The organism is Arcicella sp. GW458-12-2-14-TSB2, assembly GCF_059423785.1.
On the sequence record NZ_JBWKYN010000169.1, the window covers coordinates 1 to 13,343 of the forward strand.

Consider the following 13,343-nt stretch of genomic DNA (forward strand, 5'->3'; position numbering starts at 1 on the left):
ATTCTATAGTTTATTTATTTGAAAAATATGCTAATACCTTTTTTTCTACAAAAAAATGGAATAAGAAACCTGCAAGAACTGTTAAAATAAAAATAATCAAAAACAACATATTATTAATTGCAGATGAAAACGCTGTTTGAAATTTAATTTTTGCAAACACTCTGCATAGGGTAGAAAGTACAATTGGATGTATTAAATATAGTGAGTAAGAAGCATCGCCTATAATTACTAACAATTTAATTTTAGCTGCATTATATACTTTTTGGTAATCTATAGATGCACATGCCCAAATTATTAATGCTGATAATGACCCAAAAAACAATTTTGCTATCAACATATTAGAGGTCAAATCAAAATAGTTTAAATAAATAACGAATAGTATTAAAATCAAGCTAAACGATATTAAGGCTTTTGTGATACTTATAAACTGTTTTTTATAAAAAAGGTATCCTACCAAACAACCTAACAAAAATTCATAATTACCCGGTGCAAATACAAAACTAGAGAATATGGGGGCATGTGTGATAGATTTTAAAGCAATCATTACAATCCATATTGCGACAATATATTTAGCTATTCTAAGGCCTACAAAAATACATAAGGCAAATATTAAATAGAATAATATTTCATAAGTCAATGACCAAGCAACAGAAACAAAATACGTTTCTTGATAAACCAATAAATATTGTTTAACTAAATATATCCAGTGGTCAATGGAATGAATATTGAAGATAAATTCATCTCTCATATTCCCATGCATTAAAATCATATACATGGCAAAGGTTATTGTAGCTACTATCCAATAAATTGGGTAAACTCTAATAGCTCGTTTCTTTAGAAAAAGACGCCAATTTCCTTTGTTAACAATATCACCGTAGTGAATAAACATGATAATAAACCCGCTTAACACAAAAAAAAAATCAACTCCAACCCAACCAAATTCAAAGAAACCATTAAAAGGCTTCGTAGAAAAATATTTTTCACCCGTAGAAACTAAGTGATATAATACAACTAACATTGAAGCCAAGCCCCTAAAAACTTGAATTAAGTCTAACCTTTTTTTCATAATAGTGTGTTAATTATTAATATTTGTAAGCAGTATCTTCTGTATCAAACCTCTTTATCAATTAAAGTCTATATTCACACATTTGTGTAAACTATCTTGGTAATACGCTACTGTATATCCTTTTTTAAATGGATAGGTAGTTTATATTCCTATTTTTTGTTTAAGATTTTGAATTTATATTTCTCGTTTGGACTAAGAAGTTCACCTTTATATTCTTCGTTATTAACTACTACCGATAAGCCATTTTCTAAGGCTAAGTTCAAGCCGGGAATAATATCCCAAACTTTTGCTCCTTTAGGATTTTCAAAACTAAAAAACGAGCCTGTTACTACATTATACATATTGTAAACAGCACATCCAATAATTCTATATTCAAAGCCTGGCTCAAGTTTTAATATATCTTCTTTGGTCAGACTAGAAGAAATTCCACAGATTCTTGATTCAAATCGCTCAAAAGTATCTCCTGTCTTAAGATAACAGTCCAGTTCTGGTAGCGCAAGCATAGATTCTTTATGGATTCCATTTTCATATACACAAATTGCTACTCCCCATTCTTTAAGACCCGAAACAAAATTCTCAGTGCCATCAATTGGGTCAAGAATAATGACTTTGTCTTTTCTCCAGTTAATAGTATTTTCTTCTGGAGATTCTTCGGATACAAGTGCATAATCTGGGAAATTCTCCTTAATATATTGCTTCACTAAGTTTTCACACAATAAGTCACCTTGAGATACATAACTACCATCATCCTTTAATGTCTTAGTATTTCTAAGGCTTATTATCTCATTTAAATGGACTTTAATTAAGTTTTTTATTTCTTCGATTATCATACTTTCTTTTTATAAGAAGTTAATTAATGTAAGTTGGGTATTATAAATACTTGATAATAAATCTATTAACAAACGTCGCAAACTTAATATTTCTCAAGTTATATAATACCAACTACTATTATTATTATGGAAACTATTGGTGTGTTATATTGCTTATTTTAATATTCAACCTATAAAACCAATATAGTATTTTTTATTCCTGCATTCTTAGCAGCATCAATATCTGTTTGTTTATCACCAATCATGATAGAGCTATTTACATCAATATCGTATTCTTCTATAGCTTTAAGTAGCATTCCTGGGTTAGGCTTTCTACATGAACATTCCCCCGTAAATTCAGGGTGATGAGGACAAAAATAAACTTTCTTTATATTAATACCTTTTTCTTGGAACCTATCACACATCCAATTTGTCAAAATCCAAAAATCATTCTCTGAATAATAACCCCGAGCAATTCCTGCTTGATTAGTAACTACAAAAATCAAAAAACCTTGAGATTGATATTTTAAGCAGATATCGAAAATATCATCTTTGAACTCAAAATCTTCAATTTTATAAACATAGTTTTTATCTACATTAATTACGCCATCTCTATCCAAAAAAAGTGCTTTTACCATAACTCTATTTTAAATAATAACTATACTATAAAATCTCCAGCACGTTTATAATCTTCAGGAATGCCAATATCTATAAAATCAACACTAAAAATTTGTCCTTTTAAATTACCTAATTTAGATTCTACTTCAAGAACTTCAGTTTCAAATGAAAACTTCTCAGGATAAGAATTCTTAAGTAAAAATTCTTTATCAATTAGATAAATCCCCGCATTAATTAAACCCTCTGAGCAATATTTTTTCTCATTGAATTGTATAATATCACAACTCTCAGTATCGATTGTTACCGATCCATATCTCTCAAATTCAAACATTCTTTTCAATGCTATCGTAAATTTAGAATTATGAGAGCTAAAAAACTCATTCATTTGATTTATATCAATCGGGAAATAAGAATCTCCATTAATAATTAATACTTTTTGGGAAGAACAAACTGAAAGAGACTTGATAATTGCTCCCCCAGTACCTAAAGGTGTATCTTCAATTGAATATTCTAATGGAATACCGTTGAAAAAATCCCCAAAATATGATTCAATTATTTCTGACTTATATCCAGTAGCTAATATTATTTTGTTTATTGGGTATTTAGTTACCCAGTTTAAAAGGTGCTCTAAAAAGGGTTTATCCTTCACCATAGCCATTGGTTTGGGCATATCTTTTATCACCCCTCTCAACCGTGTTCCTAACCCCCCTGCTAATACCACTACATCCATATTACTTATTTTTTAGGTTTGTATTCTGCAAATATTTCTTCTTCAACGATACAGCAAATAATATGTCCAATTAAAATATGTACTTCTTGAATCCTAGGGGTTTCGTTAGATGGAACTTTAATACAATAATCACATAAATCAGCCATTGCTCCTCCTTTCTCACCTGTTAATCCTATTGATATTATGCCCATCTCTTTGCATGTCTCTAGTGCTTTAATTACATTTGGCGAATTTCCAGAAGTTGATATACCAATAAAAATATCTCCAGGCTTACCTTGAGCTTGTACTTGTCTAGAAAATAGTTTTTCATAGCCATAATCATTTCCGATAGCTGTTAAAACCGAAGTATCTGTTGTTAAAGCAATAGAAGCTAAACCAGGTCTATCAAAATAAAATCTACTAACAAATTCGCCTGCAATATGTTGGGCATCAGCGGCACTACCTCCATTTCCAGCTAAAATTGTTTTATTGCCAGATTTATATGCTGCAACAACTACAGAGGCAACCTCATCAATTAAACCTGTTAATTGTGCATCAGATAATAATGCTTGTTTTGTAGAAATAGATCCTTCTATTTGGGATTTAATTAGATTCAAATTCATAGTTTCAGTTATATTTATTCTGATTAGTTAGTTATTTATTAAAAATTTTCCATCCATGACATCCTCCTTCACTAAAATTAAAACTCACGATTTTTCCTTCTAGTTTATTTAATGCATTAATTACATTAACTCGTTTTTCTGGATCAACAACAAACATAATAAAACCTCCACCACCAGCTCCCGAAACTTTTCCAGTAATAGCCCCAGCATCAATAGCAATCTCAAATATCTTATCTATGTCGTTATTGGAGATTGAACTTGCCATTTTCTTTTTATTCTCCCATGAACGCCCTAAAATTTCAGAATATTTTTTTATTTCTCCCTTCAACAAAGCTTCTTTCATTTCAATCGCACTATTCTTGATATTATGCATAGCTTCGATTGCCGCTACATTTCCATCAGTAGTGTTCTTTTTTTGCTCATCAATAATTTTGGCAGATGAACGTGATGCTCCAGTATAGTAAAGAATCATTGATGCCTCTAACTCATCGATTATCCAGCGTTTTATTCTTAACGGATTAACTATTACTTTTTCATCTTTGTAGAATTCCATAAAGTTAAATCCACCAAATGCTGCGGCGTACTGGTCTTGCTTTCCTCCACTTAATCCTAAGTCAATTCTCTCTATCTCATAGGCTAAACGGCCAATTTCGTACTCACCTAAAGGCAAACTTTGCCACTCAACAAACGCCTTAAGTATAGCTACAACCATTGTAGATGATGAACCCAAACCGCTTCCTGGAGGTGCATCTGAATAAGTAGTAATTTTGCAAGCAACAGGTTGAACGTTATAATCTTTTACTAATCTATTAAAGACTCCTTTTATTAAATCTAAGTCTCCATTAATTGGTAGAAGTGATGCCACTGGATAGTGTGCTTCCTGATTAATATCGGGGGCATTTAAAATAATTTCATTCCCTTCAATCTCTTCAATGGTACAAAATGCATATAAATTAATTGTAGCATTCAGTATTAATCCACCATGCAAGTCACTAAATGGAGAAACATCTGTTCCTCCTCCAGCAAGTCCTAATCTTAGAGGAGCTTTTGAGCGTATTATCATCTGCTTTTAAAATTGGCTGTTAAAACAACGTTGAATCTTCCTTCATTTTACTATAAACCTGTTCCGCAATGAAAAAATCAAGCGGCGTATCAATATCTAAACCCTCTACATGAGAAACAGTATATATTTGAGGGTTCGGTCCGATTATAGTTCTGTATTTTACAAGCGTTTCTCTACGAAGTAAGCACAACCCAAAATTAATAGCTTGAACATCTGTCAATTCTTGGCTCTTAGGATGTTTATCAAGAGAAAAATTCAAAGGCTTATCTCCTCTCCATAAAAATTCTTTTACAATACTAGCCGTAACGATACTTCTATCAGGAGCATCATCAAATTGATTGATACATTTACTAAAAGTCTCTGGTTTAATAAATGGAGATGTAACAGGCGTGTATGCAACAATATCACATTCAGTATGCTCCCCTAAGTACCAGAAATAGTCATTAGCAGGACATTCTGATGAGGCATAAAATGCTTCTCTTTGATGAAAACCGACTCCATGTTTGATGGCCATTTCAATAGCAGCCTCTGAATCAGTGTTCACTATTATTTCATCTATTTCCTTAACTTGTTTTAGCGCATTTATTTTAAACTCAAGTAAAGACGTATCTCCAAATGGTTTAACATTCTTATCTTTTACTCTCTCAGACCCTTTTCTAATTGGTATTACAGCAGTTATCTTCATATTGTGTGTGTTCCTTATTTTAATATTTTCAATAAACCTTAGCTTTTGAAGCTATCTTTAAATCTAGCCCAGAACGTTGGTTTTTTTGTATCTCCATGATAGCCATAACCGTAACCATAGCCATAACCATAGCCGTAGCCATAACCATATTCTTTAGAGTTACGATAGTCAACACCATTAAAGATAATGTTTAATGATTTGAACTTACCTTTATCTTTTAAGTCTTTTAATACTCTTAGATATGATTTAGGAGTATGCTGGTATCTCATCAAATAGAATACTGCATCTACATATTCTGCCAATATAGTAGAATCTGTTACTAAGCCTACTGGAGGAGTATCCAATACTACATAATCAAACTTTTTACGAAGTTCTTCAATCAAGATTGCCATTTTTCCATTTGACAATAATTCTGAAGGGTTAGGAGGAATAGGTCCTGAAGGCAATACAAACATATTTGGATGTAATGAACTTTGCTTTATAATATCTTCAATACTAGCCTGCCCAATCAGATAGTTTGAGATACCTACTTCACGTGATACTCCTAAATATTCAGAAACTTTTGGTTTACGTAAATCTAGTTCAAGCACAATAACCTTTTTATCTAGTAAGGCAATACTTGAAGATAGGTTAATACTCACAAAAGATTTACCTTCTCCACCAATTGATGACGTCAATAATATTGCTTTCCCCCTGCCATCAATATTAACACCCCCAGCTGCATATTGTAAATTAGTACGAAGCGTTCTGAATTGTTCTGCTAAGAAACTCGTACTCTTCATATCAACAATATTATCTTTCATTTCTTTTGGTTTCTTACCAATTTCACCAAAAACTGAAATTCCAGTAGTACTTTCAATCTCACCTTTCGACTGAATCTTATCATTAAATGATTCTTTTAGGTTAATAGCACCTGCTGGGATGATGATACCTATCAATAATGCAATCAGGTATATAAAATTACCTTTTGGTTTTATTGGTCTTGGGTCACTATAAGGTTCGTCTACTAAACGGCTATCCGTTACAGTTGATGCATAAGAAATAGCAGTCTCTTCTTTCTTTTGTAAAAGCATCAAGAAAAGACTTTCTTTAATACCTTGCTGTCTTTTAATGTTTACAAACTCTCTTTCTTTTTTAGGAATTGTGCGGATAGAAGACTCAAAGCGATTATTTAATCCTTTCAAACTAGTACGAGTAACCAACAATCCTTGTTTTTGGTTAGAAATACTTTCTCTAATTGCAGCTTTAGTATTTGCAATCTGAGTATTAATAGTTCCTAATAAAGGGTTGGCTGCTTCTGTAGTTCTTGCATATTTTTCTCTCTGAATTTCTAATTCATTCAACTTACCAAGTAATCCAATCAATACAGGGTCGTTTACCATCAATGTTGCTGGTGCAGCACCACTTTGGCTACTTCTTAAATAGTTTTCAACACCGTCTAATACTTTTAATTGAATATCTACTTCATTCATTTTAGTATCATTCTCTTTCACTTTCTCTAAAAACAAATTAGCCTCAACACTCAAGTCAGTGATACCTTGTGAACTTTTGTAAGTCTCAACATCTTTCTCAACATCTCCTAATTCTCCAGTAATTAATCTTAATCTTTGGTCGATAAACTGTAAAGTAGCAGTAGCTTCCATATTCTTATCAGCCAACGCTGAGAAGGTATATGCTTCAATTAGTTTTGACAATACTGCCTTTCCTTTGGTCGGTGAGGCATCTTCCAATGATAACTTTAATACTGTACTTTTTAAATTCAATAACTCTACCTTGATATTGTTCTGATATTGTTCAACCAAGTAATTTTTATCATAAAAATTAATTTTGATTAAATCATTATCAGTACGATAAAGAGAATCATTTAAGAAAACTCGAAAAGCACCATACTTACTTCTAATATTTTGACTATAAGCAAATGTTCCTATTGGTTCTCCTGTCTTATTTTGCAACTCAAACTTTTGTCTATTAAGTATTTTAATAAACAAAGGCTCTTGATAGGCTAGTTTAGTCAACTCGCCATGCTGTACCCATAATGGAGAATTTTTAAAAATTTGATCGTAAGGTCTTATCTCTCCTTTTTGATAGTAAGCTACTGTTAGATTTAAATCATCAACTACTTTTTCAATAAGGGTACGAGATTTTAAAACCTCCATTTCGTTTTCAACGATTTTGTTGCCAGAAAACATTTCTAGCTCCTTTAGCATATCATTGCCTCCTATCCCTTTTTTCTCATCTTTAATCAACAACACTGCACCAACTCTGTAAATGGGTACAGTATAACGAAGATAAAAATATGCACCAGCTAATGCGATTAAGCAAGAAAATATAAACCAATACCAATACCTGATGTACATTAAAAAGAACTTTCTTACATCGAAACTGCTTTCATTACTCTCAATAAAATCATTTGAATTATCCATCATAATTTCAAAACTTTAATTATCCTTATTAAAAAATATCCTATTATTTAAACAATAAATTTAATAACAACACTAGTGAAGTTGTTACCCCAGTAGCAATTGGAATTAACTGCAAAGTTCTGTCTGATGAAGTAATTTTACCCTTAGTTGCTTCCACATACAATACATCACCACTTCTGAGATAGAAATATGGTGTTTCTAAAACATCACGTTTCGTCAAATCTAGTTTAATGATTTCTCTTTTACCATCAGTTGTACGCATTAACATTACATTGTCTCTTCTACCATAAATAGTTAAATCACCAGCCACCCCAATTGCTTCAGGTAATGATGTATGATTATCTAAAAGGTTGTACATACCCGGACGGTTTACTTCACCTATAATTGTAAACTTTTGACTTAAATATCTAACGCTTGCTGTGGGCTCTTTCAGATACTTCGTCAATTCATGCTTTATTTTTACGCCAGCTTCTTCTAATGGCAAATCTGCAACGTGTATTTTTCCAATTAAAGGCATTTCTATATTTCCTGCTGGATCTACAAGATAACCTAATGGTTGATTTCTAGCCATACCATTACTAAGACCTCCTGGGAAGTTAGAAGTAATCAATGGCGTAACATTTTGAAAGTTGAAGACTTCGTTTGATTCCGCACTTAATGAACTAATTGTAATTGCTAAAATATCATCGGGTTGAATTTTAGGAATTAAAGGCGAAATGTTTTTCAATGTTGAATAGCGTACTGAATCCAGCGGATCAGACCCTTGAAAATAGGTAATGTTCTTTGTGGAAACACAAGAAGCAAAAAATAACGTAAAGCCAACTGCTACTAAGAGTAGTCTAAAGATTTTAACTTTGTTTGTTTTAATAAACATATTCATCATTGAATTGATAGTGAAGATGATATTTTGAAAATTATTATTAAGATTGTTTAATGGGACTTGTGTTAGAAACTATAATTTATTGCCATTGATATACTACTATTTTTTTCAGTTGTGGTCACACTCGGGTTATTATCACTTTGGTAATTTACTCTAAAAAACAAATCGTGTATAAATTCATATTGAAGCTGTGCTTGTACATAACTATATTTATTATTTGTCCCCCATAAAAATGGATAACTAGTAGTAAAATCTGTCTGCTGAGCTCCTGAACCTATCGCTCCTTTTCTTATATAATTGTATATAAATTTAACGTCTAGTCCTCTAATAACTCTATAATGTAATTGAGCAAAAAGCTGGTCAGCATTAGGGCCAATCCAATGTCCTAAATTATAATTACTGCTTTGATAAGTCTGAGCCTGTATAAAATGGATATAAGTAAAAGGCTGTATTTTAGAATATTCAAGCGTTAGATGTAAATTATTAATTGGAAAATCTGATATACTTGCTCCTACTTGATAAGCTGTATGATTTCTATTATTACGCTCGATTGCATTGCCACCAGTTAATGAAAGTTCCATTTCATCAACAAATAAGCTAGCATATAGATGTGTTTTAGGAATATGATTTCTTGAACTAAGCTGTAAAAAAAACTGCGAATTAGATATGGTATTCGTTGCATTTTGCCCGCTTGTTGCTTCGCCTAGGTAGTGATTCATTCCTGAAAACAGCGCAATTGGTATCAAATAAGCAATTTTAATATTATCATTATAAATAGCAGATTCCCCTAGTGAAATGCTTAATCCTTTCGTTGGCTTAAGTGTAAAAGCATGGAAAGCTAAGTATTTACCACGATAGCCAAATTGATTGACTGACTTAAGGGATGTTTTATAAATAGATGAAGAGTCTATTAGATTAGAATTTAACCAAGCATGTACATATGTAAAGCTAACCCATTTTGCAGGATTAATATCTAATCGAACTTGAGGGTAAGTTGGAGCTTTATCCGACAAAATTATCTTCCCACCTGCTCCGTATCCATAGTCTAAAGCATTTTTACCTAATGTAGCACTTCCCCATTTCCATTTTGCTGTTACTGATGCATTAATGGTACTATAATCAAATCTTTTACCTCCCACTAACAAATCGCCTATTCTACCGGGTTCTGCATTAAAGTTTCTTAGATAATCATAGCCTGGGAATAAATTATTTAACTGATTATTACGAAAATCAACACTATATCCAATGCTTTTCCCTAAATAACCATACACCCAAGCTCCTATCCAACGCTGGTTAATGGTAGTGCTATTAATATTTTCTAATTGATAGCCTATTACAGGTTGTAGATTAAATGAGAATTGTTTGTCTTGATAAGTTACAATTCTAAATCTATCTTGCTCGTTAGTATGGAAAAAGCTTTTAAAGGGTTTGTCTACTGGTATTTCTTTAGTCAGATTTCGTTCAATAGTATATTCTTTGAGATAAAATACTAATTCTTCCTTTTCTAAACTTGTTAGTAAGTCATGATGATTATCTAGAGAATCTAACTTACCACTAATGTAAGTTCTAGACAAAGGAAGTGTAACATCGTTTAAGTCTATCACACCTTTCTGAGCTAATCTAGATAAATAGCTATAAACTGTTTTATAAGTAGGCTCATATACTATTTGTGATTTTACTTGAAAAGTAAAACAGAATAGTAATAACCAGAAAATTGACAGTTTAGTAAATATTTTCATCAAATCGGATATTTTTAGTATTCTAAAAGAATTTTTATAAGCTAAATTAACCTTGATTAAACTCTTTTTAATGTAAAAATACGTATTACTCTATTCAATTAACAATTTGCAAAACCTCTTTTAATAAAACAAATTATTACATTAGATAAAATCAAGTACATATATTTTTATTTTCAATCAAATTATCTAGTATAGACATTGATAGCTACTTACAAAAATCTTTACTATCAATATAAAAACGATAGTTTACATCTTTAATCAAAGTATCTCTTTTGTAAAATATCCAGCCTTGTGCTGGGTTTGGCGAGGCTCTGATTGAATAAGTACTGCCTACTTTTAATTTATAGGTACTTCCAGAGCGTTGTGTTCTGGTTAAAGTCATTAAATCTCTCCAATCGCTCGCAGCAGCCCCTTTGGGTTGAAATTGAATATCAATTTTCACTGGTACTGCTGGTTCATTTACTACTTGTCCTTTAGGGCATTCTATAATCAATTCTACATTTACTGGTTGTGGCGGAGGAGCAACAATGTTAACTGGGATTGTTTTCTCGTCACACAAATCAAATGGTTGAGATTGAAAAATTGGTTTTGATAAATCTCCACCAAATTGATTATTAAAATTATATACTTGCAAATATACAGTATTCTTTCTTCTACCGGCTAAAGAATACAAAGCTCCATTATTCAAGCTAATATATAAATCTCCAACATTTCTACCTGAGCTAACTTCTACTAAACGACAATAATGATAAATATCTAATCCATTATTTTGGCTAGTAACTTTAATTATTGGTCCTTTCACACATACCGGAATCATTTCCCCTAAAGCATAGTATGTTAGTGCAGTGATGTTTGAACTTACATATAATTTACCATTGCTATTTTTTTTAATGATTGGATTACCTAACATTTTCCAAACATTATTGATATAACCCCAGAATGGTATGGCATCTCCTTCTTTTAGAATTTGTCCATTTGTATGATAACTATTATTACTAATCTCAATACTTACGCTAGTACTCTTTGAAAGGTTGCTTCCCTCATCAAACTTATCGTTCATGGCTTTTAAGGAAAAAAAGCCATAAGGTACTAATTCAAAAGGTGGTATTTCTTTATTATCTACACCAACTGCCTGATAGATAGTATAATTAGCAGGAACAAAATCTCTTGCTATATTTTCAAAATGTGTTAATATGTATGAGAATTGCCCTGATAACTTTTCAGTATTGGGGGCTAACAAATTTGTTCCTGCATTTAAAACAATACTAACCTGTTCATTTTTCCCATTTGTCTTTAACGTAGTGGTAGTAGATTCAACATTTGTACTTTCTATTTTTTTAACATCGACACTCATCCCTTTAGGTAAGTTACTGATGTTGAACATTCTGATCGTTTTGTTAATATTAGCCGTATTAGTCAAGGTTATATAATTAATATCGGTTAGATAACCTTCTAAGCTAGCAACTACTTTTATATTAGCTGGTCGTTTTACGTAATCAGGGGCAATAGCTATTCCTAATAAACCTTCGCGACTAATATTAATTTTTTTATTGCCCACCGAGCTCACAATTCCTTCTGCATCTTCCCCTAAAAAGGTGAATTTTATTTGCTTCGGTACTAGTGTGGTATCATTTGCTACAGCATTTTTATATGTTAAATTAATAGCAGATGAAGTAAGCGGATCTTTTATCTTAATAGACACGTCTTCCAAAGGATTATTACAAGCATATAAGGAGCTTATAATAAAAATCAACATTATGGAATATCCAAAGAATTTCATTTTTGATTTTAGGACTTTGTTACTACTACAATAAAGATGAATAAGATGCTTTAAATTATAAAATCTGTTAATCTATTGTTTAGTCTTAGTAATTCTGTACTTTAACTTAAAGTTAATATATGGTAAAAATGAATAGTCTTTTATATTTCTTTCGATAATTGGAATAAGTTCATCGGCATTAGTTGTATCAAGAACACCAAAATATTTACTATCGATTTTTGGATTTCCCATGTAGTAACAACCTAATTCAAAGTTGAAGCCAACTCTTCTTCGAGGAACAACCCTACCAATGCCTAATCCTACAAACGGTACAACTTTATTCCAATTGATTTTTAAATTAATTTCTCCAAAATCCTCTGCATTTACTTCTACTCCTTCAATGTTTATACCCGTGTCAGTATCTATAAAAGACGATACATTAAAGTTGTATATGTAGCTAGTTCCAAGCAATAGATGGAAACTACTCTTTTTAAAAGGGTAATAGTCAGCAGCTAAGAAAATTTGGTTGAATTTTAAATCAGGTTCAACATTAATAGTTGATTTACTATTAAGATCTACTTTGAAAAGATTATGGTATTGTAAGTAACTAGTACCAAGTCTACAAAAAAAACGATTATTTTTTGAAATGTTAGTAGCTACTTCAATACTAGGGCCAATTGTACCTACTGATAATCCTATTGAAACATTATGTTTATGAACGTTTGTTGAGTCGTATATCGCATAAACACCTTCACTCCTGCATAGATAAAATGCAAAAAGAAATAGCATGAAAGTTAGATAGCGTTTAGACATATTAAAGAATTAAAATCTCAAGTAATTAGATGAAACTTAGAATTTTTGCATTCTTCTAAGTCAAAAGTAAGAACAATTTTCGATTTTCATATAAAAAAATTATTAAGCGGTATATTTTATCTGAAATATATTATTCAATATCAAAATAGTAATATA

General features: G+C 31.4%; 12 protein-coding genes. All 12 read right to left on the reverse strand.

Translation table 11 applies throughout. The features are described 5' to 3' along the window. Positions 1-10 precede the first annotated feature (10 nt). Positions 11-1,066 carry an acyltransferase family protein gene (locus AC07XN_RS19475; RefSeq protein ID WP_494744248.1) on the reverse strand — a complete coding sequence of 352 codons (1,056 nt, stop codon included), beginning with the start codon at positions 1,064-1,066 and terminating at the stop codon, positions 11-13. 149 nt (positions 1,067-1,215) lie between these two features. Continuing rightward, the gene (locus AC07XN_RS19480) at positions 1,216-1,896 is read right to left on the reverse strand and encodes an inositol monophosphatase family protein (protein WP_494744249.1); all 681 of its coding nucleotides are present in this window, start codon (positions 1,894-1,896) and stop codon (positions 1,216-1,218) included. A 170-nt stretch (positions 1,897-2,066) separates the two neighbouring features. Then, complete coding sequence (gene gmhB / locus AC07XN_RS19485) at positions 2,067-2,513, reverse strand: D-glycero-beta-D-manno-heptose 1,7-bisphosphate 7-phosphatase (protein ID WP_494744250.1); 447 nt, start codon at positions 2,511-2,513, stop codon at positions 2,067-2,069. A 20-nt stretch (positions 2,514-2,533) separates the two neighbouring features. Then, complete coding sequence (locus AC07XN_RS19490) at positions 2,534-3,223, reverse strand: nucleotidyltransferase family protein (RefSeq protein WP_309924365.1); 690 nt, start codon at positions 3,221-3,223, stop codon at positions 2,534-2,536. Between the two features lie 5 nt (positions 3,224-3,228). Then, positions 3,229-3,825 (reverse strand): D-sedoheptulose 7-phosphate isomerase, encoded by a 597-nt coding sequence (gene gmhA2, locus AC07XN_RS19495; RefSeq protein WP_309924363.1) that lies wholly within the window; start codon positions 3,823-3,825, stop codon positions 3,229-3,231. 31 nt (positions 3,826-3,856) lie between these two features. Next, the gene (locus AC07XN_RS19500; protein ID WP_494744251.1) at positions 3,857-4,888 is read right to left on the reverse strand and encodes a GHMP family kinase ATP-binding protein; all 1,032 of its coding nucleotides are present in this window, start codon (positions 4,886-4,888) and stop codon (positions 3,857-3,859) included. Positions 4,889-4,907: 19 nt separating this feature from the next. Continuing rightward, the gene (locus AC07XN_RS19505; protein WP_309924358.1) at positions 4,908-5,573 is read right to left on the reverse strand and encodes an acylneuraminate cytidylyltransferase family protein; all 666 of its coding nucleotides are present in this window, start codon (positions 5,571-5,573) and stop codon (positions 4,908-4,910) included. A gap of 38 nt (positions 5,574-5,611) precedes the next feature. Next, positions 5,612-7,999, reverse strand: coding sequence for a GumC family protein (locus tag AC07XN_RS19510; protein WP_494744252.1), 2,388 nt, complete (start codon positions 7,997-7,999; stop codon positions 5,612-5,614). A gap of 40 nt (positions 8,000-8,039) precedes the next feature. Then, the gene (locus tag AC07XN_RS19515; RefSeq protein WP_494744253.1) at positions 8,040-8,870 is read right to left on the reverse strand and encodes a polysaccharide biosynthesis/export family protein; all 831 of its coding nucleotides are present in this window, start codon (positions 8,868-8,870) and stop codon (positions 8,040-8,042) included. Between the two features lie 71 nt (positions 8,871-8,941). Next, positions 8,942-10,615: a capsule assembly Wzi family protein gene (locus AC07XN_RS19520; protein WP_494744254.1), complete on the reverse strand. Its 1,674-nt coding sequence runs from the start codon at positions 10,613-10,615 to the stop codon at positions 8,942-8,944. 205 nt (positions 10,616-10,820) lie between these two features. Continuing rightward, the gene (locus AC07XN_RS19525) at positions 10,821-12,395 is read right to left on the reverse strand and encodes a hypothetical protein (RefSeq protein ID WP_494744255.1); all 1,575 of its coding nucleotides are present in this window, start codon (positions 12,393-12,395) and stop codon (positions 10,821-10,823) included. A gap of 72 nt (positions 12,396-12,467) precedes the next feature. Next, positions 12,468-13,187 (reverse strand): hypothetical protein, encoded by a 720-nt coding sequence (locus AC07XN_RS19530; RefSeq protein WP_494744256.1) that lies wholly within the window; start codon positions 13,185-13,187, stop codon positions 12,468-12,470. Positions 13,188-13,343: the final 156 nt, after the last annotated feature.

Bases quoted from the DNA above. Each gene is read 5' to 3' on its own strand.
- AC07XN_RS19520 (WP_494744254.1), bottom strand. From the start codon at position 10,615: ATGAAAATATTTACTAAACTGTCAATTTTCTGGTTATTACTATTCTGT.
- AC07XN_RS19525 (WP_494744255.1), bottom strand. From the start codon at position 12,395: ATGAAATTCTTTGGATATTCCATAATGTTGATTTTTATTATAAGCTCC.
- AC07XN_RS19505 (WP_309924358.1), bottom strand. From the start codon at position 5,573: ATGAAGATAACTGCTGTAATACCAATTAGAAAAGGGTCTGAGAGAGTA.
- AC07XN_RS19500 (WP_494744251.1), bottom strand. From the start codon at position 4,888: ATGATAATACGCTCAAAAGCTCCTCTAAGATTAGGACTTGCTGGAGGA.
- AC07XN_RS19490 (WP_309924365.1), bottom strand. From the start codon at position 3,223: ATGGATGTAGTGGTATTAGCAGGGGGGTTAGGAACACGGTTGAGAGGG.
- AC07XN_RS19510 (WP_494744252.1), bottom strand. From the start codon at position 7,999: ATGATGGATAATTCAAATGATTTTATTGAGAGTAATGAAAGCAGTTTC.
- gmhA2 (WP_309924363.1), bottom strand. From the start codon at position 3,825: ATGAATTTGAATCTAATTAAATCCCAAATAGAAGGATCTATTTCTACA.
- AC07XN_RS19515 (WP_494744253.1), bottom strand. From the start codon at position 8,870: ATGTTTATTAAAACAAACAAAGTTAAAATCTTTAGACTACTCTTAGTA.
- AC07XN_RS19475 (WP_494744248.1), bottom strand. From the start codon at position 1,066: ATGAAAAAAAGGTTAGACTTAATTCAAGTTTTTAGGGGCTTGGCTTCA.
- gmhB (WP_494744250.1), bottom strand. From the start codon at position 2,513: ATGGTAAAAGCACTTTTTTTGGATAGAGATGGCGTAATTAATGTAGAT.
- AC07XN_RS19480 (WP_494744249.1), bottom strand. From the start codon at position 1,896: ATGATAATCGAAGAAATAAAAAACTTAATTAAAGTCCATTTAAATGAG.
- AC07XN_RS19530 (WP_494744256.1), bottom strand. From the start codon at position 13,187: ATGTCTAAACGCTATCTAACTTTCATGCTATTTCTTTTTGCATTTTAT.